Annotated in this window: 23 protein-coding genes; 8 read left to right on the forward strand and 15 right to left on the reverse strand. The window is 74.2% G+C overall.

From position 1 onward, the window contains the following. Positions 1-12 precede the first annotated feature (12 nt). From ACGH2B_RS25670 to ACGH2B_RS25690, 5 genes are all read right to left on the reverse strand, one after another. A complete protein-coding gene (locus tag ACGH2B_RS25670) occupies positions 13-987 on the reverse strand; it encodes a phosphotriesterase (RefSeq protein ID WP_399094472.1) in 975 nt (324 codons plus the stop codon). Continuing rightward, positions 984-1,568, reverse strand: coding sequence for a DUF4865 family protein (locus tag ACGH2B_RS25675; RefSeq protein ID WP_399094475.1), 585 nt, complete (start codon positions 1,566-1,568; stop codon positions 984-986). Before ACGH2B_RS25675 ends, ACGH2B_RS25670 begins: the two co-directional genes overlap by 4 nt. A gap of 50 nt (positions 1,569-1,618) precedes the next feature. Then, a complete protein-coding gene (locus tag ACGH2B_RS25680; protein ID WP_399094478.1) occupies positions 1,619-2,263 on the reverse strand; it encodes a TetR/AcrR family transcriptional regulator in 645 nt (214 codons plus the stop codon). Between the two features lie 118 nt (positions 2,264-2,381). Then, positions 2,382-2,888, reverse strand: coding sequence for an ATP-binding protein (locus tag ACGH2B_RS25685; protein WP_399094481.1), 507 nt, complete (start codon positions 2,886-2,888; stop codon positions 2,382-2,384). Between the two features lie 357 nt (positions 2,889-3,245). Next, complete coding sequence (locus tag ACGH2B_RS25690) at positions 3,246-3,533, reverse strand: hypothetical protein (protein WP_399097325.1); 288 nt, start codon at positions 3,531-3,533, stop codon at positions 3,246-3,248. 241 nt (positions 3,534-3,774) lie between these two features. Here ACGH2B_RS25690 and ACGH2B_RS25695 point away from each other — a divergent pair, with 241 nt between their 5' ends. Further along, complete coding sequence (locus ACGH2B_RS25695) at positions 3,775-4,950, forward strand: PLP-dependent cysteine synthase family protein (RefSeq protein WP_399094484.1); 1,176 nt, start codon at positions 3,775-3,777, stop codon at positions 4,948-4,950. Between the two features lie 176 nt (positions 4,951-5,126). Here the strand turns inward: ACGH2B_RS25695 and ACGH2B_RS25700 are convergent, their stop codons facing one another. The 3 genes from ACGH2B_RS25700 to ACGH2B_RS25710 all read right to left on the reverse strand — a co-directional run bounded on the left by ACGH2B_RS25700 (position 5,127) and on the right by ACGH2B_RS25710 (position 7,610). Then, positions 5,127-5,609: an SRPBCC family protein gene (locus tag ACGH2B_RS25700; RefSeq protein ID WP_399094487.1), complete on the reverse strand. Its 483-nt coding sequence runs from the start codon at positions 5,607-5,609 to the stop codon at positions 5,127-5,129. A gap of 337 nt (positions 5,610-5,946) precedes the next feature. Then, a complete protein-coding gene (locus ACGH2B_RS25705; protein WP_399094490.1) occupies positions 5,947-6,792 on the reverse strand; it encodes a DeoR/GlpR family DNA-binding transcription regulator in 846 nt (281 codons plus the stop codon). Between the two features lie 185 nt (positions 6,793-6,977). After that, positions 6,978-7,610: an AAA family ATPase gene (locus ACGH2B_RS25710; RefSeq protein WP_399094493.1), complete on the reverse strand. Its 633-nt coding sequence runs from the start codon at positions 7,608-7,610 to the stop codon at positions 6,978-6,980. Positions 7,611-7,873: 263 nt separating this feature from the next. Here ACGH2B_RS25710 and ACGH2B_RS25715 point away from each other — a divergent pair, with 263 nt between their 5' ends. After that, a complete protein-coding gene (locus ACGH2B_RS25715; RefSeq protein WP_399094496.1) occupies positions 7,874-10,327 on the forward strand; it encodes a hypothetical protein in 2,454 nt (817 codons plus the stop codon). Here ACGH2B_RS25715 and ACGH2B_RS25720 read toward each other — a convergent pair. The 4 genes from ACGH2B_RS25720 to ACGH2B_RS25735 form a co-directional block, all read right to left on the reverse strand. Continuing rightward, the gene (locus ACGH2B_RS25720) at positions 10,297-12,738 is read right to left on the reverse strand and encodes a right-handed parallel beta-helix repeat-containing protein (protein WP_399094499.1); all 2,442 of its coding nucleotides are present in this window, start codon (positions 12,736-12,738) and stop codon (positions 10,297-10,299) included. The genes ACGH2B_RS25715 and ACGH2B_RS25720 overlap by 31 nt on opposite strands. A gap of 232 nt (positions 12,739-12,970) precedes the next feature. Next, entirely contained in the window at positions 12,971-13,576 is a 606-nt protein-coding gene (locus ACGH2B_RS25725) for a hypothetical protein (RefSeq protein ID WP_399094502.1), read from the reverse strand. 258 nt (positions 13,577-13,834) lie between these two features. Beyond that, positions 13,835-14,659, reverse strand: a complete 825-nt coding sequence (locus tag ACGH2B_RS25730) for an MOSC domain-containing protein (RefSeq protein WP_399094505.1) — start codon at positions 14,657-14,659, stop codon at positions 13,835-13,837. Positions 14,660-14,724: 65 nt separating this feature from the next. Then, positions 14,725-15,168 (reverse strand): DUF6643 family protein, encoded by a 444-nt coding sequence (locus ACGH2B_RS25735; protein WP_399094508.1) that lies wholly within the window; start codon positions 15,166-15,168, stop codon positions 14,725-14,727. Between the two features lie 285 nt (positions 15,169-15,453). Between ACGH2B_RS25735 and ACGH2B_RS25740 the strand changes: the two genes are divergently transcribed. Then, entirely contained in the window at positions 15,454-16,878 is a 1,425-nt protein-coding gene (locus ACGH2B_RS25740) for a TerD family protein (RefSeq protein WP_399094511.1), read from the forward strand. A gap of 15 nt (positions 16,879-16,893) precedes the next feature. Here the strand turns inward: ACGH2B_RS25740 and ACGH2B_RS25745 are convergent, their stop codons facing one another. Then, positions 16,894-18,042: a glycosyltransferase gene (locus ACGH2B_RS25745; protein ID WP_399097328.1), complete on the reverse strand. Its 1,149-nt coding sequence runs from the start codon at positions 18,040-18,042 to the stop codon at positions 16,894-16,896. Between the two features lie 138 nt (positions 18,043-18,180). On the opposite strand from ACGH2B_RS25745, the gene ACGH2B_RS25750 reads away from it, so the two are divergent. From ACGH2B_RS25750 to ACGH2B_RS25760, 3 genes are all read left to right on the forward strand, one after another. After that, the gene (locus ACGH2B_RS25750) at positions 18,181-18,978 is read left to right on the forward strand and encodes a glutamate racemase (protein ID WP_399094514.1); all 798 of its coding nucleotides are present in this window, start codon (positions 18,181-18,183) and stop codon (positions 18,976-18,978) included. A 90-nt stretch (positions 18,979-19,068) separates the two neighbouring features. Next, the gene (locus ACGH2B_RS25755; protein ID WP_399094517.1) at positions 19,069-19,674 is read left to right on the forward strand and encodes a hypothetical protein; all 606 of its coding nucleotides are present in this window, start codon (positions 19,069-19,071) and stop codon (positions 19,672-19,674) included. A gap of 51 nt (positions 19,675-19,725) precedes the next feature. Further along, positions 19,726-20,217: an NUDIX hydrolase gene (locus ACGH2B_RS25760; protein WP_399094520.1), complete on the forward strand. Its 492-nt coding sequence runs from the start codon at positions 19,726-19,728 to the stop codon at positions 20,215-20,217. 321 nt (positions 20,218-20,538) lie between these two features. Here ACGH2B_RS25760 and ACGH2B_RS25765 read toward each other — a convergent pair whose 3' ends face one another. Next, positions 20,539-20,973: a VOC family protein gene (locus ACGH2B_RS25765; protein WP_399094523.1), complete on the reverse strand. Its 435-nt coding sequence runs from the start codon at positions 20,971-20,973 to the stop codon at positions 20,539-20,541. A 352-nt stretch (positions 20,974-21,325) separates the two neighbouring features. On the opposite strand from ACGH2B_RS25765, the gene ACGH2B_RS25770 reads away from it, so the two are divergent. Further along, on the forward strand, positions 21,326-22,558 hold the full coding sequence (locus ACGH2B_RS25770) for a glycoside hydrolase family 43 protein (protein WP_399094526.1): 1,233 nt from the start codon (positions 21,326-21,328) through the stop codon (positions 22,556-22,558). 72 nt (positions 22,559-22,630) lie between these two features. Here ACGH2B_RS25770 and ACGH2B_RS25775 read toward each other — a convergent pair whose 3' ends face one another. Next, complete coding sequence (locus tag ACGH2B_RS25775; protein WP_399094529.1) at positions 22,631-23,182, reverse strand: hypothetical protein; 552 nt, start codon at positions 23,180-23,182, stop codon at positions 22,631-22,633. A 314-nt stretch (positions 23,183-23,496) separates the two neighbouring features. Here ACGH2B_RS25775 and ACGH2B_RS25780 point away from each other — a divergent pair, with 314 nt between their 5' ends. Beyond that, positions 23,497-23,691 carry a CsbD family protein gene (locus tag ACGH2B_RS25780; protein WP_399094532.1) on the forward strand — a complete coding sequence of 65 codons (195 nt, stop codon included), beginning with the start codon at positions 23,497-23,499 and terminating at the stop codon, positions 23,689-23,691. Positions 23,692-23,707: the final 16 nt, after the last annotated feature.

Here is a 23,707-nt window from a genome sequence, read left to right on the forward strand (position 1 = left end):
GCCGGGCCCCCGTCAGCAACCGGCAGCCCCGCGCCCGTCATCCTCCGGCGGCCACACCGCCGCGAACGCCCGAGCCGCATTGACGGTCAGCATCCGCGTCACCAGCTCCGCACCCAACACCTCTGCCAGCCAAGGGCGCTGGCGCCGCAGCAGATGCGGCATACCGGGCCCGCCGTTCACCGACCGGGCACCGGCCGTCGTGGTGTCACCGCCCAGCAGGAGCTGAGCGCCGTACCCCGCGTCGGCCAGCTCCCGGAGCGCTCCTGGCAGCCGCCAGTCGGTGGCGTGATGGGCCCGCGAGGGCCCGTCGAACGCCAGGAACGCACCCGTCTCCGCGGCCCGGCGCAGAGTGCCGGGGGCGGGGGAGCGGTTCAGGTGCCCCAGGATCACCCGCCCCGGCGGGACGTTCCGCTCGCCGCAGAGCAGCTCGATGACGTCCTCCGCCGCGGTGCCTGCCTCCAGATGGACGCCGATCACGGCGCCGGTCGCGTGCTGCGCCTCGGCGGCCGCGGTCATCGTGCGGCGGGCGTGCGCGTCCAGCCCGTGGAAACCGCCCGCCACCTTGATCATCCCGGCGCGTACCCCGGTGTCCCCGATCCCCTCGGTCAGCTCGGCCACGAACAGCCCCGCGAGATCCGTGCTCGCCCGCGTCGGCAGCTCCGGCGCATAGTGCACGGCCTGGTGCAATCCCGTCGCCGCCACGATGTGCACCCCCGATTCCCGCGCCAGGCGCGGCAGCCCGGCGGCCCCGCGCCCCATGCCGTACGGTGTCCACTGGACCACCGCCGCACCACCCGCCGCCCGGAACGCCGCGAGTTCGGCGGCCGCCGCCTCCGGATCGGACAGCTCCTGCCCCGGCAACTGCGGACTGCGGAGGAAGAGATGGTCGTGCGCGTCGCACACACCCAGAGCCTCGGGCGTGATGTCACCCAGCACCGTACGGACCGCGGCGGCGCGCCCCCCGGCCTCGGAAACCGTCCGCGTCACCACAGCCGCCCTTCGTCCAGCGCGCCGATATCCGGCGCGGAGAGATGCAGCACCTGATAGCGGTCGCCCGCATCGTCCGGTGCTTCGCCCGCCCAGAGGGTGAAGTGCGCGACCTCCCAGCTCGCGGGGGAGTACGCCATCGCCGTCGTGTGCACCTCGGCGGTCCGCGCCAGCCTCTCGTGCCCGGCCAGCGCCTCGGTGAAGGACGTGTCCGGGTCGGCGTCCTCGGGCAGCGGGACGGTCCGCAGGGTGTAGGAGCGCGGCGCGGTGCCCGCCGCGGGCCCCGGCCGGTGGAAGAGCCCCTGCCAGTGCCGGACCGGTGGCCGCCCGAAGTCCCGGATCACACCGCGGAACCCGTCGCCGGTCAGGAACCGGTTCATCGCCCGCGGATCCACCCAGAGGTAGAACGGCGCGTACGCGTTCACCGGTGAGCCGCCGGTGCCCCGCACCCGCATCCCGTACGCCTTCAGACCGAGCCCCGGGAGGTCGTCCAGCAGGTGGCCCCGCGTGCGCACCCGCTGCCGGATGATCTCCATGTCGTAGTCGGCGGGGAGGGTGCGGGTGTACTGCATGGCATACATGAACGGGCTCCCGGAGTTGGAGGAAGGAGGTGTCAGCGGACGGGCCGGTGTCAGCGGACGGGCCAGTGTCCGGCGGCACCGGTCGGGGAGGCGGCCGGGTCCGTGGTGACCTGCGCGGCGAGGAGGGAGAGGAGGCCCTGGACGGAGGCGTCGAAGGGCGCCGGATCGTCGGCGGCGCGGGCCAGGACATAACCGCCCTGGACGGTGGCCGCGACGGTCGCCGCGATGGCTGACGGCTCGGTGCCGGCGGCCAGTTCACCGGTCCGTACGCCCTCGGCGACCACCTCGGTGATCCGGGCGCGCAGCCGGTCGAAGAGCGCGTCGAGCGGGCGGCGCAGCTCGGCGCTGCCGACCACGTCGCGGTCCTGCGTCAGCCGGCCGATCGGGCATCCGCGCAGGACCTGCCGCTCGCGCAGCAGATAGGCGGCGATCCGGTCGTAGGCCGTCCCGGGGCCGGACAGGCAGGCGTCGGCCGACGCCCACAGCTCCTCGGCGCTCCGCTCGACGGCGGCCAGCGCCAGCTCCGCCTTGCCGTCGAAGTGGTGGTACATGCTCCCCTGGCCGACCCCGGCGCGCTCCAGGATGGCCTTCGGGCTGGTGCCCACATAGCCGCGCTCCCACAGCAGTTCCTGGGTGCTGCGTACGAGCCGCTCACGGGCGCTGACGGCGCTGTCGCCGGTACCGGACTTCCTCATGCCGCGAATGTACATACCAGTAGTTACAGAAACAAGTGCGGGCAGCGGTCGCACCTGCCGTATCGCCCGGGGGTTCGCACGGTCGGCCGCCGGGGCCCGCCCCGCGCCCGGAAGGCGGTCAGCCGACCCCCGCGCCCCGTATCCAGGTGCGTGGGCCGGCCGCCGTCCAGGTGTGCTCCAGGGGGGCGCGGGTCCAGCGAGGTGGAACCGTCGGCGGCTCCTGGAGCGCGGGAGGCAGCGCGGGGAGCGTGAACCACACGACCTTTCCCGTGCCGTCCGGGCGGACTCCCCAGCTCTCGCTGAGCGCGGCGATCAGGGCGAGACCGCGACCGCAGGTCTCCCAGGTGTCCGCGGCGCGCAACTGGGGCAGCCGCGGATCGTGGTCGTGCACGGCGATCGTCAACTGGTCGACAAGGGAGCAGAGTTGGACGGTGCACCGTTTGCTGGGGCGGGCGTGCCGGTGCACGTTCGCGAGGAGTTCGGTGAGGCCGAGCGCGGCCGGATCGATGAGCGGATCGAGGCGCCAGTACCGCAGTTGGGCCGAGATGACGTGGCGCACCTGTCCGATGCGGGCCGGGAGGGCCTGGAGCTCCACCGTGCAGTGTCTGCTGGGTTGCCTGATCACGACGCGACTCCCTGATGAGGCCGGGCGTCCCGCGGGGCGGGGCGAAGACCGAACCCGGCGACGCCCGCGCACCGCAGCGTCATCGCCGGTGAACCCTCAGTGATACAGCTCCAGGTTCGGCCCGGAGCGGCCCGCCCGCAACCGCAGCCCCCTCGCGGTCGCCGCCCGTACGCGCCCCGGCGCGCGGTTGCCCCCGCACGCCCCTTACGGGTCGCGGTGCCCTACCCCGTATCCACTGACGTCGGCCCGTGCCCCGAACGGCGCAGTGGCCGACCGGAGGCCGGCTCTCACCGGGCCGGGCCCGACGGACGGCCGGGCTGGGAGGGGAGCCGTGACGGGGGCCGGTCGCCCGCGGTGTCAGGCGCGTGGTGCGTGCGCCGCCTGCACCGCGTCGAGGAAGCGGTCGGGCGCGCCCAGGGTCAGCGAGTAACGGTTGCCGTTCAGGCGGGCCAGTGCCCGGTCGCGGGCGGCGAACAGTGGCTTGTGCGCCTGGACGGCCCGGAGTGGCGCACTGTCGATCTCCTTGCCGTAACTCGTCAGCAACGCGAGCCTGCCGTCGCGGATCACCACCTGCCCGGCCCGGGTCAGGGATCGCAGCGACCGTTCGATGTGCACACCCGTCGCGTTGAACTCGGGCTCGGCCATGCCCCACCACCTTCTCGCCATGGGCAGGTGCCCCTCACCGCCCCCTATGGGGGCAGTGTGCACGGCCTTCGCGCCGCGCACCAGTGCCCTCGGGGCCGGACTGGCCGAACACCTGTGGTCCAGGCTCTCCTTGGGGCCTCTCAAAGATGCGTTTATGCAGGTGGGGAGCGTATGAGAGGTGGCTATAGTCGAATCCGGCCCGCCTTTTCGTCCGGGCTCACAACCCCTGAGGAGCGCTCCGGTGAGCACTGCACAGCAGCCGCACACACCCCACCACGCCGGCGCCGACGGCGCACCGCGCGAGGCCGCCCACGCCCCGATACCGACCGTCGACGTCGACCGCACGGACCCGGACTACCGGGAGTGGCTCAAGGAAGCCGTCCGCAAGGTCCAGGCGGACGCCAACCGCACCGCCGACACCCACCTGCTGCGCTTCCCGCTCCCCGAGGAATGGGGCATCGACCTCTACCTCAAGGACGAGTCCACCCACCCCACCGGCAGCCTCAAACACCGCCTCGCCCGCTCCCTCTTCCTCTACGGGCTGTGCAACGGCTGGGTCCGCCCGGGCAAACCCGTCATCGAATCGTCCAGCGGTTCCACCGCCGTCTCCGAGGCGTACTTCGCGTCGCTGATCGGGGTGCCCTTCATCGCGGTGATGCCGGCGACCACCAGCCGCGAGAAGACCCGGCTGATCGAATTCCACGGCGGCACCTGCCACCTCGTACAGGACCCGCGCACCGTCTACGAGGTCTCCGCGCGGCTCGCGGCGGAGTCCGGCGGCCACTACATGGACCAGTTCACCTATGCCGAGCGGGCGACGGACTGGCGCGGCAACAACAACATCGCCGAGTCGATCTACGAGCAACTGCGCCTGGAGCGCTACCCGGAACCTGCCTGGATCGTCGCGACCGCCGGCACCGGCGGCACCTCCGCGACCATCGCCCGCTACGTCCACTACATGCAGTACGACACCCGCATCTGCGTCCCCGACCCGGAGAACTCCTGTTTCTTCGACGGCTGGCTCACCGGCGACGCCACGGCGCACTGCACGACCCCCTCCCGGATCGAGGGCGTCGGCCGTCCCCGGATGGAGCCGAGCTTCGTGCCCGGCGCGATCGACCGGATGATGAAGGTCCCCGACGCCGCCAGCATCGCCGCCGTACGCGCCCTGGAAACGGCCATCGGCCGCAAGGCGGGCGGCTCGACCGGCACGGGGCTGTGGAGCGCCCTGCGGATCGTCGGCGAGATGCACGCCGCCGGGCGCACCGGCTCCGTCGTCACCCTGCTGTGCGACCCGGGCGACCGCTACCTCGACAAGTACTACTCGGACGACTGGCTCGCCGCACAGGGCCTGGACATCGAGCCGTACGCCCGCACCCTCGACACCTTCCTGACCACCGGCACCTGGCCCGCGTGAGCGCGCCGCCGTCCGGTGACGGGCGGCGGACGGGGCGTTCCCCGGCGCCGGGCGCGGCACCGGTCGGATCGGGTGCCGGCCCGGTGCCGGAGCGCCGGCCCGGTGAGTTTGGGCCGGGCCGCCCCGGCGGGAACAGCCCTGTGGGGGACGGCCCCGATGGGCCCCGACCGGAGCCGTCAGCCGTCGTTCTTCGCCCCGGCGAGCCGGTGATCGAGGGCTCGGGCCGAGGCCCGGAAGGCCCGGCCCAGCCCCGGCCGCGCCAGCAGCAGGGCCAGGCGCAGCGGTGCCGGGCCGTCGGCGGCGAACGTCCAGCGCAGCCGGGTGCCGCCGCCGTCGGGGGTGAGCCGCCACTCCTCCAGCAGGGCCCGGAGGCCCGGGGCGTTGGTGCGGTCCACGCGGTAGGCGTACCGCTCCTCCGGCCGGGCGGCCAGCACCGTTTCGACGAAGCGGGTGCCGCCCGCCAGGCGTACGTCCCGGCCCGCCCCTCCGTCCGCCGGTGCGGCCCGCGCGACCCCGGTGAACCAGCGGGCCCACCCTTCGGTGTCGTCCGCGAGCGCCGCGTACACCGCCGCGGGCGGCGCGTCGAGCCGGGCGGCGAACACCAACCGCAGCGGCGCGGACCGGGCGAAGTCCAGTTCTACGGGGCGGAGCTGACGCATGGAGCAGCCTCCCGGCGGGTGGAGCGGTGCGGCCGCACGGACACCCAGGGGCGCCCGCGCGCTCCGGCCCTCGGGCGGACCGGCGTCGCGGATCCTAAAGGCCCCGGCCGCAGATGTCTGCGGTGCCACGGGACCGGGTGGCCGCGCCCCTGCCCGCGAGCCGGGCGCGCACCTTCCTGCCGGGCCCGGTCGGACGGGCCCGCCCGTTCCCGGCCGCCGGGCGTGACCACCGGGGCGGTCGAGGTGAACGGGGCGGCGCCTGCGGTCAGTTGCCCTCCGGCTGCCGCCGCCCGCCTGCCGTCGCCCGGCTGCCCGCATCCACGGCCGGGTGCCGCTCCTACTCGTCGAGGTCCTGCCCCGGCTCGCCCGCCACCACCAGCTCCGGCGGCAGCTCGGCGAACCGCTCCCGCGCCTCGGGGGCGAGGCCGCCGTCGGTCACCAGGACATCGACCTCCTCCAGCGTCGCGAACGAACTCAGCGCCACCGTGCCCCACTTGGTGTGGTCGGCGACCACCACGACCCGCCGCGCCGAACGCACGAAGTGCCGGTTGGTCTCCGCCTCCGCGAGATTCGGGGTGGACAGCCCCGCCTCCACCGATATGCCGTGCACCCCGAGGAAGAGCACATCGAAGTGGAGGGACCGGATCGCGGCATCGGCGACCGGGCCGACCAGCGTGTCCGACGGGGTACGCACTCCGCCTGTCAGCACCACCGTCGCCGCACCGGCCCGCGGGCCGGTGCCACCGCTCGCCGTCGCCCGCTGCGCGGTGTAGAAGACATCGGCGACCCGCACGGAGTTGGTCACCACCGTCAGATCCGGTACGTCCACCAGCCGCTGGGCCAGGGCGTAGGCGGTGGTGCCGCCCGCCAGCGCGATCGCGCTGCCGGGGGCGGCCATCTGCGCCGCCGCCACCGCGATGTCCTCCTTGGCGCTCAGCTCCAGCGCCGACTTCGCCTCGAACCCCGGCTCGTGCGCGCTGGGCTCGCCGACCGGAACCGCGCCGCCGTGCACCTTCTCCACCATGCCCTGCCGGGCCAGCGCGTCCAGATCGCGGCGGACGGTCATGTCCGAGACGCTGAGCCTGCGGGTGAGCTCGTTGACCCGCGCGCCGCCGCGCCGCCTGACCTCTTCGAGGATCAGGGCCCGCCGCTGCTCGGCCAGCAGATTCTGGTTGTCACTCACCCCGGCCCGTCCCTTCCGCCCAGCTCACCGGCGCGCCACCTGCGCGGCACCGCCTGTTCTCGATCGTTTTCCTCATCCTCGCACGCGCCACCGACAACGCCGCCGGACCGCGGCCGCGCCCCCGCCGGGTGCCGGGGCGGGCGCGGCCCGCGCGCACCCCGGCCGGACGTGTCACCCGCCGCCCTTCAGTACAGCCGGATGTGCCGCACCCCCGTCCACGCCCGGCGCAGCCCGCCCCGCACCGGGCCGTCGGTGTTCGGCGCGAGGCGCAGACCCGCCGACGCGGCGACGTGATCGGCGACCTCCGGGACGGGGAGCCGGTCGGTCCACACGTGCTCGGCGAACTCCGGCTCCCGCAGCCGCTCCAGGCAGAGATCGAGCTTCCGCACCGCGAAACTCTCCCGCATGAGCTGCCGCTCCTCGCCGGTGACGAACCGCAGGACCTGCCCCGCGCCCCGCTCCCGCAGGCGCCGCAGCACCGTCCCGCGCTCCGCCAGCAGCGCGAAGTGCCGTACGTCGTGGCCGCGCTCGCGCAACCGGCCCACCGTCTCCTCGAAGTACGCCGGTTCGACGACCGTCATCGGGGCGATCACCGGACCCGGATGACGCGAGAGCACCAGGTCGAGCACCTCGTACACCCCCTGCCGCCAGGCCGGGAAGTCCTGGAAGTCGCCCCGTACGCCCGGCGGCGTCATCCGGTGCAGGCCGAACCCCACCTCCTCCGGATCGCAGACGACGCTGCCGGGCAGGCGCCGCTTCATCTCGAACGCCGTTTGCGTTTTGCCGCCCCCGAAAGGGCCGTTGAGCCACAGAAGCATGGGGCGACCTTAGGGCGCCGCGTGCCGCCGCGCCCGCCGCGCACGTGCGAACCGGCCGCCTCGCGGAACGGCCGGGGAGGCGGCCCCACGCGGCGATCATGGTGTCCGGACGGCCCCGGATCGCGCCTCCCCGGGGCCACGGGGGTATTTACCCGGACGAACGCCACCCTTTCGGGAGGGGAACACAACTCCGGGGCCGGGAAAGGTGATCCTTGTACCAGGACCCGGCGCCGCCGGCGCCGCTCGGACTACGGGGGGACACCATGGAGACCGCGGACACCACACCACACGCCCATCCGCCGCACACCCGCACCGCCGCGGAGACCACCGGCCACCGCCCACCGCAGCTCGCCCTGGAGCTGCTGGTGCACGGCGTCGGCGGCACCACACCGCAGGCCATGCTCGGCGAGCCGCGCACCACGCTGATCACCGGCGACGACACCGCCGCCTGCTACCGCCGCAGCGAGGACGCCGACGCGGAGGAGCGCCCCGAGGACTACCGCGACACACCGGTACGCGAGGCGTACTGCTGGTCCAACCTCACCTCCGGCAACGGCGCCCGCGCCCTCTGGCTCGTCCTGCTCCCCTTCATGGTCGCCAACCTCGCCCACTGGATGCGCCCCGCGGGCCCGCCCGGCCACCCCGCCCAGCGCGTCTACGACGTCCTCGTACGGGCCCTCGCGCTCAGCCTCACCGTCCTGCTGGCGGCCGCCGCCTGCGAGGTCGCCCTCGACCTCACCGCCTGGCAGTGCGCGGGAACGGCCTCCTGCGTCGCCGGCAAGTCCTGGATGGGCTTCGTCAGCCCGGCCCAGGGCGGCTGGTGGAGCCTGCCCGGCCGCCGCCTGGTCCTCGCCACCGCCCTGCCGCTCCTCGTCATCGCCCTGCTGACCTGGCTCTCGCACCGCACCTGGAGCGCCTACGAATCGGCGTCCCCGCCGCCCCGCCGCCCCGGCACCTCCCGCAACACCCCGCCCGACGAGCGCACCACCCTCAGCCTCGACGGCTTCTGGTACGGCCGCCGCGTCGTGGCCCGGCTGCGCACCGCCCACACCACGGCGGGCGTACTGACCGTGGCCGCCGCCGTGCTCTGCGCCGTCCGCACCACCGACGCCCGGAGCGGCGCCGCGGCCGCGCTCACCGCCACCGGCGACGCCCTCGCCGTCCTGCTCGCCCTGCTCGCCGCCGCCACCCTCGTCGTCGTCGCCCGCACCGCCCGCAGCGAGGCGGCGCCCGACGACACCCGGGACCGCGCCGTCGTCCGGGCCCTGCCCCACGCCGCCCTCGGCGCCTTCGCCCTCACCGCCGTGTACGCCGCCTGGCAGCGCCCGATGGCCCCGACCTCCGGCCCGCTGCCCGGCGCCGCCGCCTTCGGCGCCCTCACCGTCCTCCAGGGCGTTCTGGTCCTCGCGTTGGTACTCACCGCCCGGGTCCTGCACCGCACCGCCCGTGACGACGCCCGCGCCGCGCTGAACGGTATGGGCGGGCCCGCCGTCGCCCTGCTCGCCTGCGCGGTCGGCGGTGTGCTGTCCGGGGGAGCGGCGCAGCGGTTCGCCGACTGGATCGACGGCGACGCCACCCCGGGCGACATCGGCGCCCCCATGGCCGGGCCGCCGGTGCTGCTCTCCTGGCAGGCGTCGGTCATCCCCGTCCTGTTGCTCGTCGTGATCGCCGTCGCCCTGCTCGCCGCGCTACGGGTACGCGCCGTCAGCCGCCGTGTCGCCGCCGATGTACCCGGCCTCTACGACGCGCGGGCGAAGCCCGACGCCTGGCTCACCGGCAAGATCGCCGGGACCATCGCCCGCGCCGGACTCACCGACTCCGCGCCCGTCCTGGTCGCCGCCACCGCCGCGGTCACCCTGCTCCTGGGCGCCGGCGCGGTCCTCGGCGCCTGGTACACCGACCTCGCGCCCGGCCCCGCCACCGTGGGCGCCCCGCCCGCCGTCCACGCCGCCGCCGAGACCGCGTCCGCCCTCGGCTCCTGGCTGATGGGGGCCGGAGTGGTGCTCCTCCTCGCCACCGGACGGCGGGCCTACCGCGACCGCTCCGCCCGCCGCACGATCGGCATCCTCTGGGATGTCGGCACCTTCTGGCCGCGCGCCGCCCACCCCTTCGCGCCCCCCTGCTACGCCGAGCGCGCCGTCCCCGACCTCACCTGGCGGATGGCCACCTGGACCGAGCGGCACGACGGACGGCTGGTGATCTCGGGCCACTCCCAGGGCAGCGTGCTCGCCGCGGCGGCGGTCTGGCAGCTCGACCTCGTCACCCGCAGCCGCGTCGCCCTGCTCACGTACGGCTCCCCGCTGGAGCGCCTGTACGGGCGCTGGTTCCCCGCCTTCTTCGGCCCGCCGTTCCTCACCGGGCTGCACCGCGAGATGGACGACTGGCGCAACCTCTGGCGCTTCACCGACCCCATCGGCGGCCCGATCCGCCTGACCGGCGAGGAAGGGAAGCGGGTCGACGAGGGGCCGCTGCGCGACCCGCTGACCTTGGGGCGCACCCTCCAGCACCCGCTGCCCGCACAGATCCTCGGCCACGGTGACTACCAGGCCGATCCTGTCTTCGACCGGGTCCGCGGCGAACTCCTCGCCCGCCTCGCCACGGCCCTGCCGGGACAACGCGCCACGCCATCAGGCCCCGGGACGCCGGACCTGCCCGACGCCCCGGAGAAGGGCAACTCCCCAAAAGATCAGGGAAGTTCGGGGAGATCCTCGGGGTAGAGCAGGGTGAGGTCGTCGGTGCTCGGGTCGGTGAGCCGCGCGACCCGGCCCGCGTGCCGCTCGACCATCGCCTCGAACGTCTGCCGCGCCGTACGGCCGTTACCGAACGACGGCCCCTTCGGCAGCGCCGTGAAGTACTTCAGCAGCGCCTCGTCGGACCCCTCGCCGAGCTGGTACTCGTGCTCCTCGCCCTGCTGCTCGACGATCCGCAGCAGCTCCTCCGCCCCGTAGTCGCCGAAGGTGATCGTCCGCGAGAAGCGGGAGGCCACACCGGGGTTGACGGCCAGGAAGCGTTCCATCTCTGCGGTGTAGCCGGCGACGATCACCACCACGGCGTCCCGGTGGTCCTCCATCAGCTTCACCAGCGTGTCGATGGCCTCCCGTCCGAAGTCCCGCCCGGAGTCCTCGGGGGAGAGGGCGTACGCCTCGTCGATGAACAGCACCCCGCCGCGCGCCCGGTCGAACGCCTCCTGGGTACGTATCGCGGTCGAGCCGATGTGCTCGCCCACCAGATCCACCCGCGACACCTCGACCAGATGCCCGCGCTCCAGCACCCCCAGGGAGGCCAGGATCTCGCCGTACAGCCGGGCGACGGTCGTCTTGCCGGTGCCGGGGGAGCCGGTGAACACCAGATGGCGGCGGGCGGAGGCGGCCTTCAGCCCGGCCTGCTGCCGCCGGCGCCCGACCTCGATCATGTTGATCAGGCTGCGGACCTCCCGCTTGACGCTCTCCAGCCCCACCAGGGTGTCGAGTTCGCCGAGCACCTCGTCCGACGGCCGCCGCGGGGCCTCCGGCGCCGCCTCCGCGGACGCCGCCGCCGTACCCGCCGTGGCCTGCGCCGGGACCCCGCTCAGCAGTCCGGTGGTCTGCGTCGCCTGCCGCACCGCCGGCGTGGCCCCGGCGGACGGCGCGGGCGCCGTGGTCCGGCTCTCGTCGCTGGTGCAGTCCGTGACGGTCGGCCCGCCGGTGCCGTCCCCCGACGCCCCGTCGGCGAACTCGTAGCCGCCGCGCGCGCACCGCTCCGTACGGCAGCGGGTCAGCGTCGTCCGGCAGCCGTCGATGATGTGGAAGCCGAAGCCGGAGCTGCCGGTGACCCGGCAGCCCTGGAACGTGCCGCGGCCCTCGGCCGAGACGTAGAACCCGGCCTCGGTGGGCGAACCGACCGTGCAGCCCTCGATGGTGGGGTCGGCGCCCTTGGTGACGATGACGCCGGTCTGCGCGCCCTCGATGACGCAGTTGGCGAGGGTGCCGCCGCTGCCGTGGTCGCGGAACCACGCGCCCGTCGCGGCCTCGCGTATCCGGCAGTCGTCGAGCTGCACCGTCGCGCCGTCGCTGACCGACACCGCGGTGTTGCGCACCTGCGCCAGGTCGCAGTCGACGACGTCGGCGCGCGATCCCCGGTCGAGGACGAACAGCGCGTCGGGTACGTCGTGCACCCGGGTGGCGTCCAGTACGGCCGTCGCGCCGTCGCTCACCCAGACCGCCGGGTAGTCGCCCGTACTGTCATGGATCTCGCACTGGTTGGCGTCCACGCGGGTGCCCGGGTCCCACACCGACAGGCCGTTGCGGCCGAAGTGCCGCACCGTGGAGCGGGTCAGGGTCAAAACCGACCGGGAGCGCAGATCGACGGCGTTCTCCGGGATGTCGTGGATGTCGCAGTCGGCGAGGGTGAGGACCGCGTCGGTGTCGAGGGTGACGCCGTCGGCGGAGGTGCGGTGCACGGTGCAGTCCGTCAGATGCCCGGTCGCGCGCGAGGCCACCTGCACACCGGTGCCCTTGATCTCGTAGATCTCGCACCCCACCGCCTCCAGGGCGCTGCCCTCGCCGTGCAGCGACACACCGGCGCCGGAGGCGTGGTGGATCCGGCAGTTCTCCAGCCGCGGGTGCGCGCCGCCGCGCACCGCGATGCCCGCCTGCCCCGCGGCGACCACCTCGCACTCCTCGAAGACGCCGCCCGCACCGTCCAGCACGCTGAGGCCGACGCCCCCGGCGTTGTCGACCGTGCACCGCCGCACCGTCGGCCGGGCCCCGCCGCGCACCTCGACACCGGCCGCGGAGCGGGTCACCACCCGCAGCCCCACCAGCTCCGGCGCGCAGTCCTCCACCAGCACGGCGGGCGACGCCGAATCCGCCGCCTCCAGGTGCAGGTCGTGGACGATCGCGGAGGCCCGTACGGTCAGCGCGACACCGTCGGCCGGCACGATCCGCACCGAACCGCGCGCCCCGTCGGGACCGCGCAGCGTCACCGCGCGCTGCAACACCAGATTCTCGCGGTACGTCCCCGCCGGCACGGTCAGCACATCACCGTCCCCCGCGGCCTCCAGCGCTGCGGAGAGCGAGCTGTACTCGCCGGTGCGGCGTCGCCAGCGGGATGTTCCGGAGTGCGTCACCTGGACCGAGCCCTGTGCCATGGTGCTGTCGTGCCCCCACCTCGTGCGGCTGTTGACGGCCCGGCAGGTTCCGTCCGCTGATGTCCGCATACGGGTGCCGGGGCTCCAGCCGAGTGGCTGGCTGCACCACCGTAGCGCGCCCGGCGGGCGGTAGTTGACGTGGTCACAGGGCACCGGCCGGGCAGGGGGACGCACGGACGCACGGGCCCGGCGCAGAGGTCAGGGGCCGTGCGCCGCGGGCCGCGGAGAGCGGTCAGTTCCCGGCGTCCGCGCGGCCCCAGGTCTGGCCTGCGCGCGCCCAGGCTTCGTCCCAGCGGCGGTAGCGGCGCGCCATCAATCGCCGTACCGCCAGGCGCCGGGCGCCCTCGGTCAGCGCGCCGGCGCCGGCGGCGACGCCGAGGCCCGCCAGCGCCGCGTGGGTGGCGGCGGTGGACTCGTCCATCGGGCGGGGGACGACCAGACCCCGGTCGTCGGTCCAGATCCGGAAGCGGTCACCCGGCTCGACGGGCCGGGGCGCACCGATCCGGCCCGTACGCGGACTGCCGTCCCACGCCGTCCACCGGGCGATGACCCGCAGATGGGAGTCGCGCCGCGAGGACGTCTCCGGATCGGGGTCCATCGGGGTGCGGGTGGCCAGACGGTCGACGGTGGCCCACACCAGATGGCGGTGGGCGGCCTGGGTGCGGACCGTCACCAGCAACGTGTCGTGCACCGCGGCGCCGGCCTCCGCCCCCGCCACCGGGGCTCCCAGGCCGATCAGCAGCACGGTGAGGACGGTCAGCAGGGACTCGATGCGGTCGGTGCGGCGGTACAGGGGATTGCGCCACCGCGCACACAGACCGGGCTTCGCTCGCTTCACCGGGCCCCCTCTCCGACTCCTTGAATACCCCATCCGGCGCCGCTGGTGCGTGACTTCGGGCAACTGCGACCGGCGTCCCGGCTCATCCCAGTGGCCCGTCCGGGCGCCGGAGACCGGGCCACGCGCGGGCGCGCACCGCCGCGCGGCCCCCGCTCCGGAGCGCATCCGCGCCGCCCGTACGCACCGGCACGCTTCCGTACGGCCCGCCGTACGGCCGCACGGCGGGGCGGCCGCGCGCCGCCGGGGCCCGGGCGGGTGTCAGGCGAGTACGTCGAAGGGGTCGCCGACGCGGATGGTGCCGGTGGTGCGCGGGATGAGGTTCTGGCCGAAGACCGGGCGTTCCATGACGCGGTGGTGGCGCGCCAGAGTGCGCAGCGGCTCCTTGCCGCGCTCGGCGGTGCGCTGGTCGGTGGTGGTGACGACGCACCGGCCGCTGGGCTTGGCGACGTCGAGGACGACGGAGCCGATACGGACCGTGCGCCAGGTGTCCTCGGCCCACGGGGCGGTGCCGTCGATGACCGCGTTGGGACGGAAGCGGTCCATCGGCAAGGGGCCCTCGTCGGGGTGATCGCCCTGGGCGATGAGGGAGTTGAGGGCGTCCAGGGACGCGGTGGTGGTGAGCAGCAGCGGATAGCCGTCGGCGAAGGAGACGGTGTCGCCCGGCCGGGAGAACTGCGGATCGACCGGGCGCCGCTCGGCGGGCGCGTCGAGATGGACCAGCTCCACCGGCATTCCCAGATACCGGCTGCACCACGCGGCCGCGGCGGGGCCCGCCGGGACCGCCTCGACCTCGTCCCGCCAGATTCCGACCGTGACCGTCCGGCCGGGCTCCGGGACCTCGACGGTCAGCGGCTCCATCCCGGGCGCGGTGAGCCGCACCGCGCCGCCCGGCAGTCCCTCGGCGGCGGCCAGCGCCAGCCTCGGGTGCGGCCGCTGGGTCACCAGCCGCCGCTCGGCGTCGACCAGCATCCAGCGCCGGTCCCCGGCGAGCCCCCACGGCTCGACGACCGCTTCGCCGGGACCGGCCCCCGCAAGGGATTTGACCGGGTACAGATGGATGGCACGCAGCACTGGCTCGGGCATGGACCCATCCTGCCAGCCGCCACCGACAGCCGGGCGGGAGACCGCTCCCGTGCCCCCGCCCCGGGTCAGTAGCCCCGGGACTGGTAGGGGCGGCCGTACGGGTCGTCGTACGGCGACGGGCGCTGCGGGGCCGGGGCCACGGGGGCCGCCGGGCGCATCGCCTCGTAGCCGGTGCCCATGGGCGGGCGCGGCGGCTGCGGGGCGGCCGGATGCGGGCGGGTGAACGCCTGCTGCGGGATGTACGGCGCGGGCGTGTGCTGGAGCGGGGCGACCGGCGCCGCGGCTCCGGGATGGCCCTGCCCGGCCGACGGATGGGAGGGGGCGGCGGGGAGCGCCGCCGGGAGCGCCGGGAGGTACGACGATCCGGTGTCGTACGGCGCCGGGTTGACCCGGATCGGGGCGATCTGCGGCGTCCCGCGTTCGGCGACGAGACTGTCGTAGATGGGGGTGTCCGGGAAGGACGGCGAAGCGTAGTAGCCGCCGCCGTAGGTAGAGCGGGGGGAGGTCATGCCTCTTAAGTTAAGCCCACGATGTGCCGATTGGGGAGCCTGGAATGCGGGTTGTTTCGCGGGACGGTGGCGGCCTCCTGCCCGTAATACGGGAGAAATCGTAAAAATCGGTTGAGATCACCCGTAGAAAAGGCGTAAAGACCTCGCTTCTCGTACATGAAGAGGGACGTTCACACCTCCTTCCGGCCAAGTAGGTTGGGAACAGCCGTGACTGACGGGGTGACCGGCGGGGCGGGAGTGTCCGGTGGGGCCGGTGGGACGCGGAAGTGCGAGAAGGGTGCCGAGATGGCGATGCTCAAGGGCGGGAACGTTCCGGTGACGGCGGGGGCCGTCCGGATCGAGCTGGGACGGCGGGTCGCACCGGGGGCGCCCGACGTGGACGCCTCCGCCCTCCTCCTCACATCCGGACGGGTCCGTGACGACGGCGACTTCGTCTTCTACAACCAGCCGGTCCATGCCTCGGGGGCCGTCCGGTACGAGGGGAAGAGCCAGGTCGGGGACGTGCTGACCGACACGCTCGCCGCCGATCTCACGGCGGTGGAGGGAGCGGTGGACACGGTGGTGCTCGCCGCCTCGGCCGACGGTGGAACCTTCGGGCAGGTGCCGGGCCTGTGCGTCCGGGTGCTGGACGCGGCGGGCGGCGCCGAACTGGCCCGCTTCGACTGCGCCGACGCCACCACCGAGACGGCCTTCGTCCTCGGCGAGTTGTACCGCCGCCAGGGCGGATGGAAGTTCCGCGCCGTGGGCCAGGGGTACGCCACCGGCCTCGCGGGCCTCGCCACCGACTTCGGCATCAGCGTCGAGGCGGAGCCCGGACCGGCGGCCCCGGCCCCGGCTCCAGCGCCCGCGAACCCCGTGCCCGCGAACCCCGTGCCCGCAGTCGCCGCGCCGCCGGCTCCCGCATCCCCGCCGCCCGGCTCCTTCGGCGCGCCTCCGGCGGCCCCGCCCGTGCCCTTCGGGGCGCCGCCCGTACCGCCCGCCGCCCCCGCTCCGCGGCCGGGCCCCGCGCCGGTGGCGCCGCCCGCGGCCGCCGCCCCCGTCAGCCTCACCAAGGTCACCTTGACCAAGGAGGCGCCGTCCGTCTCGCTCACCAAGCAGGGCGGCACCGGCGGGGAGATGCGGGTCAACCTCAACTGGACCGGCGCCGGGGCCGCCAAGCGGTTCGGTAAGAAGCTCGGCCGCAAGGCCATGGAGGCGCTCGGGGCGCGCGGCGCGCTGCTGCCGCCCGACGGCGACCTCGACCTCGACCTGTGCGCCCTCTACGAACTCACCGACGGCCGCGCCGGAGTGGTCCATCCGCTCGGCGACAGCTTCGGCGCGCTGCACGCCCCGCCCTACATCCAGCTCGACGGCGACGACCGCACCGGCGCCGTGGCCACCGGCGAGAACCTCACCGTCAACCTCGACCACCAGAGCCGCATCCGCCGCATCCTGCTCTTCGTCACCGTCTACGCCGGTGCCCGCAGCTTCGAGGGGCTGAGCGCGTCCGTCACCCTCCAACCGCAGTACGGCGCGCCCGTCGAGTTCACCCTCGACGCCTGCACCGTGCCGTCGAAGGTCTGCGCCCTGGCCCTGATCACCCACACCGGCGGCGAACTCGTCGTCCGGCGCGAGGCCCGCTACCTCGTCCAGGAGCCGGGCGTCAGCCCGCAGCGCACCGTCGACCACGCGTACGGCTGGGGGCTGACGTGGTCGCCCGCCAAGAAGTGACGGGCGGCGCGGCCCTCACGGCGCGCCGTACGTCCGGCCCTTCCACGCCGCGCCGCGGCCCCGGTGGTGCCGCACCGCCGAGTCCACCGTCATCAGCAGGTACAGCAGCGCGGTGAACGGCAGCAGCGGCACCGTCCACCACGGCTGCCGGTAGTACCGCACCATCGGGAGGAACGTCCCGCACATCACCGCCCACGCGGCGCCGCCGCACCCCGCCGCCACGGCGCTGCCCGCCGCCGCGCCGGCCAGCAGCGTCACGGGCGGCGCCAGATAGACCAGGGCGAGGCCGCCCACCGTCCCGAGCAGCAGCGACGGCCGGTGGCGCAACTGGGCGTAGGCGCTGCGGGCGACCATCTGCCACAGCTCGGCCAGCCGCGGGTACGGCCGCACGCTGTCCACCCGCTCCGCCAGCCCCAGCCAGATCCGCCCGCCGGACGCCTTGACCGCACGGGCCAGCGTCACGTCGTCGATCACCGCGTGCCGGATCGCCTCCGGGACGCCCGCCCGCTCGGCCGCGTCCGCGCGGAGCAGGACGCAGCCGCCGGCCGCCGCCGCGGTCCTCGCGCCCGGCCGGTTCACCCACCGGAACGGATAGAGCTGCGCGAAGAAGTACACGAACGCCGGGACGATCAGCCGCTCCCAGAACGTGGCCACCCGCAGCCGCGCCATCTGCGACACCAGATCCAGCCCCGCCGACCGCGCCGCCGCCACCAACTCCCGCAGACTGTCCGGCTCATGGGCGATGTCCGCGTCCGTCAGCAGCAGGTACTCCGCGTCCGTCCGCTCCCGCGCCAGCGCGATGCCGTGGCGTACGGCCCAGAGCTTGCCGGTCCAGCCGGGCTCCACCGGGCCCGGGGAGGCGACCGTCAGGGGCAGTCCGCCGCGTTCGGCGGCGAGCGCGCGGGCCAGCGCGCCGGTGCCGTCCGTACTGCCGTCGTCGACGAGGAAGATCTCGGCGCGGCCCGGGTACTTCTGCGCCAGCAGCGACGGCAGGCTCTCCGGCAAGGCCGCCGCCTCGTCGCGGGCGGGCACCACCACGGCCACCGAAGGCCACCGCTCCGGCTCCGTACGGGCGGGCAGCCTCACGTCCGTACGCCAGAAGAACCCCTGGCCCAGCAGCAGCCACAGCCAGACCGCCAGCGATCCGGCACCGATCCACTCCATCGCTCCCACGGGCCGCAGTCTGCCGCACGAGGTGCGTGGTGGCGGGGTGCCGCGGACGCCCGGCGGGGCGGCGGCGCGCCCGCCCGGAGCGCCCGGTCCGGTATGACAAGTCGGGCACCCGCCGAGTAGGGTGCCCGGGTGAAGATCGCGCTGATGGACTCCGGTACCGGCCTGCTTCCCGCGGCCGCCGCGATGCGCCGGCTCCGGCCGGACGCCGATCTCGTCCTCTCCACCGACCCCGACGGCATGCCGTGGGGCCCGCGTACCCCCGATGACGTCACCGCGCACGCCCTGGCCTGCGCCCGCGCCGCCGCCGCGCACCGCCCGGACGCGCTGATCGTCGCCTGCAACACCGCCTCCGTGCACGCCCTCCCGGCGCTGCGCGCGGAGCTGGAGCCCGGCATCCCGGTCATCGGCACCGTCCCGGCGGTCAAGCCCGCCGCGGCCTCCGGCGGCCCGGTCGCCATCTGGGCGACGCCGGCCACCACCGGCAGCCCGTACCAGCGCGGACTGATCGAGCGGTTCGCCGCGGGCGTGGACGTCACCGGCGTGCCCTGCCCCGGTCTCGCCGACGCCGTCGAGGCGGCCGACGAGCGGGCCGTCGCCGACGCGGTCGCGGCCGCCGCCGCCCGCACCCCGCGCGAGGTCCGCGCCGTCGTCCTGGGCTGCACCCACTACGAGCTGGTCGCCGACGCCATCCGCGACGCCCTCCAGCAGCCCGGCGCGCCCGCCCTCACGCTGTACGGCTCGGCCGACGCGGTCGCCGCCCAGGCGCTGCGGCGGATCGGCGCCGAGCCCGCGCCGGACGCCGCGCCGACCGGTGGTCTGCACGTGATCGAGAGCGGCCGCCCCGGCGCGCTGCCGCCCGTCGCCCTGGCGTACGCCGCCGGCCGGCTGCTCGCCCAGGAAGCCGCCGCGCCGGCCGGACGCCGCTGACCGCACCGCCGCGCGGGGCCGTCCGCCGGACCCGCTGACGTGGCGGGCGACACGCTGCTCCCGGGCGGGAAGGCGCGTACGCTGCGTGGCATGAGGGACCACCCCCACGACGGGGCAGCCGCCCCCGACGCGCACTCCCGCCCCTCCGGCTCCGGCGACGACGCCCCGCGTTCCGGCGCGCACGCCGAGATCCCCGAGGTGTGGCACGGCAGCGCCACCAACCACGTCCAGTGGCTGCTGGCGGCGATCGGCCTGGCCTGTCTGGCGCTCGGTGTCCACCTGGCCGTCGACAGCCGGTGGACGTCGTCGGTGGTGCCGCTGGTGATGGCGGTGGTCGGCTGTGTCGCGGCCGGTCTGCTGGTCCTCTTCGGCACGCTCGCCTTCGTCCATGTCGCGGTACGGGTGGACCGCGAGCACATGGAGGTGCGCTGCGGGCACATCGGCGTGCCGCGCCGCCGCATCCCGCTCTCCGCCGTCGTCGGTGTCGAGACCGCGCCCTGGGTCACACCGCGTCACTGGGGCGGCTGGGGCTACCGCTGGCGTCCCGAGCAGGGCATGGCGATCGTGGTCCGCCGTGGCGAGGCGGTGGTCCTCACCCTCCGCGACGGCCGGACGTTCACGGTCACCGTCGACGACGCCGAGGGCGCCGCCCGCTGCATCCGCAGCCGCATCCCGGCCCCTACGGCCACGCTCTAGGGGACGCGGTCCGCCCGGTGGCGGGGCGTCCGTTTCCTCTACAGTTCAGGCATGGCAACCCCCGACTTCATCCGTGATCTGCGCTCCTCCATCGGCCATCGGCTGCTGTGGCTGCCCGGGGTGACCGCCGTGGTCTTCGACGACGACGGCCGGGTGCTGCTGGGCCGCCGCGCGGACACCGGCCGCTGGTCGGTGATCGGCGGTATCGCCGAGCCGGGCGAGCAGCCGGCCGAGGTCGCCGTCCGTGAGGTCTTCGAGGAGACGGCGGTCCGGGTCGTCCCCGAGCGCATCGTCCTGGTCGAGGCGCTGCCGTCGCTGACGTATCCGAACGGCGATGTGTGCCAGTTCATGGACACCACGCTGCGCTGCCGGGCGATCGGCGGCGAGGCACGGGTCAACGACGACGAGTCGCTGGACGTGGCCTGGTTCGCCCTGGACGCCCTGCCGGAGCTGGAGGAGTTCGCGCTGCACCGTATCCGCCGCGCGGCGGAGGACGGCGAGGCGTGGTTCGCGGGGAAGGACGAGGTGGGGGCGCTGTCTTAGGGGGCGCGGGGGCCGCGGGCCCCACGTGTGGGCACCGGTCCGCCCTCTCTCCAGGGCTCGTAACGCCTCTGCGGGTTCCGCGTCAGGGTGCCGCCCGAAGCTCTTCGGCGTGCGGGTCCCGGCGGCTCGGCAGGCGCTCCGGGTGGCGCACCGTCCCGCACAAGCTGAAATGACGAATCGCGGAAGCATGCGATTGCTTCCACGCTGTGTTCGTCGTGCCCGTAGGTAGCCGTGGCTCCGGCCCCCCGGGCGCCCCGTCCCCGCGGGGCCGACTGGCCGTGGCCTGGCGGGGAAGGGGGCCTGCTCGCGCCCCGAGGCCGCTCAGTCGAGGCAGAACTCGTTTCCCTCGACGTCCTGCATGACCAGGCACGACTCGTTGAATCCGTCGGCGCGGAGCAGGCGTACGCGGGTCGCGCCGAGTGCGGTCAGCCGGGCGCATTCGGCTTCGAGGGCGGCGAGCCGTTCCTCTCCCACGAGTCCGGTGCCGACCCGTACGTCGAGATGCAGCCGGTTCTTGACGGATTTGCCCTCGGGGACGCGCTGGAAGAACAGGCGCGGACCCGCGCCGGCGGGGTCGACGCAGGCGAATGCGGAGCCCTGGCGTTCGGGCGGGAGGGAGCGGTCGAATTCACCCCAGGTGGCGAATCCGGCCGGTGGGGGCGGGACGACGTACCCCAGTACCTCGCACCAGAAGCGGGCGACGCGCTCGGGGTCCGCGCAGTCGAAGGTGACTTGGAACTGCTTGGCCGATGACATCGGCGCACGATAACAGGGCGAGCCGCCCCTTTCCCGGCGCGGCCGGCGGCGGGGCCCGCGGGTGGCGCTGGTCAACCCCTCTTCTGTCACACGCCCGTTACGGGACGGTCTTCATCACGTCGGAGTAAGTGCCGTGCCGGAGGAGGACGTTGACACGGCTGTGGGCCCTCGGGACCCTGGAAGAACGTTCCGCCGCCGGGATGACCGATACGCCGGTGCGGGGGAACGGGCACGAAAGTCAGGGTCCCACCTCCACAGCCTCCCGTCGCCGTGCCCTGACCCGGCGTCGCTCGTTCGTCGGCGTCCCGTCGGCCGTGTGACGCCGAAGCGGAGGCATACCAGGAAAGAGCCCATGAAGCCTTTACACCTCTCCGCCGGAATCGTCGCCGTGGCGCTGGCAGGTGCGACCGCCTTCTCCCTCTCCTCCGCCTCGTCCTCGTCCGAGACCGCCCAGAGCGCCCCCGTCGCACACGGGGAAACGGAAGTCTCTCCCGCACAGGACGGAGCGGGCGCGCCCGCCGCACAGGAGAAAGCTAAGGAGAAGTCCGAGGGGAAAACCCGGGAGGGGGCACAGGGGAAAGGGCCGGGGGCGGCGCACGGGAAGACCACGCGGGCGCAGGGCGCTGTCCGGGGCGCCGACCCCAGCGTGTTGAGGGTCGGTAGCACCTATATCGCGGTGAAAGCGGCGGGCGGGGGCATCATCGTCCGGCAGTCCACGTCGCTGGAGAAACTCGCCTCGGCGCCCGCCAAGAAGGTCTGGTCGAATCCGAACGGTCTGAAGGACGTATGGGCCCCGGAGATCGTCCGGGACAACGGCCGTTATTACATCTATTTCACCGGCGGTCACAGCGCCGCCCACCGGATGTACGTCATCAGTTCCGCCCGCGCGGACGGCGGATACGGCGCCGAGAGGAAACTGGCTCTGCCGGACGACAAATGGGCCATCGACGGCACGCTGTTCACCTTCGGGGGAAAGCGCTGGTTCGTCTGGTCGGGCTGGTCCGGCGGTACCAACAACGAGCAGAATCTCTACATCGCCCGGATGAAGGACCCGGTGACGCCGACCGGTAAGCGGTACGTCATCTCGCAGCCCCGCGAGAAATGGGAACGTAAAGTCGGCAATCCCTACATCAACGAGGCGCCGGAGGCCATCAAGGATCCGAAGGGGCAACTGCACATCGTCTATTCCGCCAACGGGAGCTGGAGCAACCAGTACTGCCTGGCCGATCTGCGGCTGCGGGCGGGCGGCAATCCGACGTACGTCTGGGACTGGTACAAGTCCAACGGCTGCCTTTTCGGTTCGCACCGCGAGACGATGATGTCCGGCTGGGATCCGACACTGCATGTCGACGGTCCGGGACACCATACGTTCGTCCTGCTCAACGGTGATATCAACACGAGTCCGCCGTCGGGCAAGAAATTCCCCATGATGTTCCACGCGGTTCCCAAGGGGATGGAGTACAAGTGGTCCAACCGCTTCTGGTACACCGGATCGTTCGTCTGGTGGGGTAATACCACTTACCGGCGCGCCCATGTTCCCGGGCCGAATGCGGACAAGGGATTCAGTCTCAAGTTCTTCGAGTGAGGTGCGGCGGCGCCGCGCACCGGGCCGCGTTCCCGGACGCCGCGGGGGCGCGAACGGGACGGCTGTCCCGGATCACAGCTCCTCGGTCGACGGTTCGTCCACCGGTGTACTCGACTCGTCCGGCAGGGGCGGGAGCCGGGACTCGTCGGGGGAGCCGGGCTCGTCGGAGGGGGAGCCCGGCTCGTCGGACGGCGGGCTGTCGGGTTCCTCGGTGTGCATCTCCAGGCGGTCCTTGCGGCAACTGCTGACCCAGGTGCCGGTCGGGCCGCCCTCGTAGCGGCAGAGCCAGCCGCGGACCGCGAGGGACGCGGCGGTGTCCTCGCCGTCCTGGGGTGCGCGGCGGAAGAAATCGGCCATCACGTCGTGGGCCTCCTCGCAGCCCACCGTGCCGTCGGCGCCGGGGTCCGCGTAGAGGGCCACATCGTGCGCGGTGCCGAGCGCGTCGCGGATCTGCCCGCACTCCACCGACTGGCCCGGGACGGTCGGCGCGGTGCCGGACGGGGACGGTGCCTGGCCCGGCGCGCGGGTGCGGGCCGCAGCGGTGTCCGCGGACCGCTCGCCGCCGGAGCACGCGGCGGCGGCGAGGGCGAGCAGCACGGTCGGCACGGCGAGCAGTCGGCGCATGATCGAACCCCCTGGTGTCGGTGGCGTGCTGCACCTTCGGACGGTAGGAGCCCGGGCGCGCCGCGGCGATCCGGGGCGGGCGTCCGGGTGAGCGCGGCCGGGGGCGGGCCAGGTGCGCCGGTGGAGCCGGTGGAGGCGGCTGAGGCGGTGGCGTACCTCTGCCCGCCGGGCGCGGCGTTCGTCACCGGCGCGTCGCTGTCGCTGGACGGCGGCTGGACGGCGCACCGACCGGGCCCGGCGGTCTCCGGGTGCGGTCCGCCGCCGGCTGCGGGACGGTGGAGAGCGTTGTGTCCCCGCTATCCGAGGAGTGCGGCATGGGTGACAAGGGCGCCATGGACAAGATGAAGGGCAAGGCCAAGGAGGCCGCCGGGAAGGCCATGGGCAACGACCGGATGGCCGCCGAAGGCCGTACCGACCAGGCCAAGGGCGAGGCCAAGAAGGCGATGGGCGGCGCCAAGGAGAAGGCGGAGGGGATGAAGGACTCCCTGAAGGACCGCGGCGACTCCTGACCGCGCCGCCGGTGCC

Source organism: Streptomyces sp. BBFR2, from assembly GCF_044497305.1.
GTDB lineage: Bacteria > Actinomycetota > Actinomycetes > Streptomycetales > Streptomycetaceae > Streptomyces.

Excerpts from the sequence above, each read along its gene's own strand:
- ACGH2B_RS25780 (WP_399094532.1), top strand. The coding sequence starts at position 23,497 with ATGGGTGACAAGGGCGCCATGGACAAGATGAAGGGCAAGGCCAAGGAG.
- ACGH2B_RS25700 (WP_399094487.1), bottom strand. The coding sequence starts at position 5,609 with ATGCGTCAGCTCCGCCCCGTAGAACTGGACTTCGCCCGGTCCGCGCCG.
- ACGH2B_RS25680 (WP_399094478.1), bottom strand. The coding sequence starts at position 2,263 with ATGAGGAAGTCCGGTACCGGCGACAGCGCCGTCAGCGCCCGTGAGCGG.
- ACGH2B_RS25675 (WP_399094475.1), bottom strand. The coding sequence starts at position 1,568 with ATGTATGCCATGCAGTACACCCGCACCCTCCCCGCCGACTACGACATG.
- ACGH2B_RS25765 (WP_399094523.1), bottom strand. The coding sequence starts at position 20,973 with ATGTCATCGGCCAAGCAGTTCCAAGTCACCTTCGACTGCGCGGACCCC.
- ACGH2B_RS25710 (WP_399094493.1), bottom strand. The coding sequence starts at position 7,610 with ATGCTTCTGTGGCTCAACGGCCCTTTCGGGGGCGGCAAAACGCAAACG.
- ACGH2B_RS25735 (WP_399094508.1), bottom strand. The coding sequence starts at position 15,168 with ATGACCTCCCCCCGCTCTACCTACGGCGGCGGCTACTACGCTTCGCCG.
- ACGH2B_RS25690 (WP_399097325.1), bottom strand. The coding sequence starts at position 3,533 with ATGGCCGAGCCCGAGTTCAACGCGACGGGTGTGCACATCGAACGGTCG.
- ACGH2B_RS25770 (WP_399094526.1), top strand. The coding sequence starts at position 21,326 with ATGAAGCCTTTACACCTCTCCGCCGGAATCGTCGCCGTGGCGCTGGCA.
- ACGH2B_RS25720 (WP_399094499.1), bottom strand. The coding sequence starts at position 12,738 with ATGGCACAGGGCTCGGTCCAGGTGACGCACTCCGGAACATCCCGCTGG.
- ACGH2B_RS25760 (WP_399094520.1), top strand. The coding sequence starts at position 19,726 with ATGGCAACCCCCGACTTCATCCGTGATCTGCGCTCCTCCATCGGCCAT.
- ACGH2B_RS25730 (WP_399094505.1), bottom strand. The coding sequence starts at position 14,659 with ATGCCCGAGCCAGTGCTGCGTGCCATCCATCTGTACCCGGTCAAATCC.
- ACGH2B_RS25740 (WP_399094511.1), top strand. The coding sequence starts at position 15,454 with ATGGCGATGCTCAAGGGCGGGAACGTTCCGGTGACGGCGGGGGCCGTC.
- ACGH2B_RS25715 (WP_399094496.1), top strand. The coding sequence starts at position 7,874 with ATGGAGACCGCGGACACCACACCACACGCCCATCCGCCGCACACCCGC.
- ACGH2B_RS25755 (WP_399094517.1), top strand. The coding sequence starts at position 19,069 with ATGAGGGACCACCCCCACGACGGGGCAGCCGCCCCCGACGCGCACTCC.
- ACGH2B_RS25775 (WP_399094529.1), bottom strand. The coding sequence starts at position 23,182 with ATGCGCCGACTGCTCGCCGTGCCGACCGTGCTGCTCGCCCTCGCCGCC.
- ACGH2B_RS25745 (WP_399097328.1), bottom strand. The coding sequence starts at position 18,042 with ATGGAGTGGATCGGTGCCGGATCGCTGGCGGTCTGGCTGTGGCTGCTG.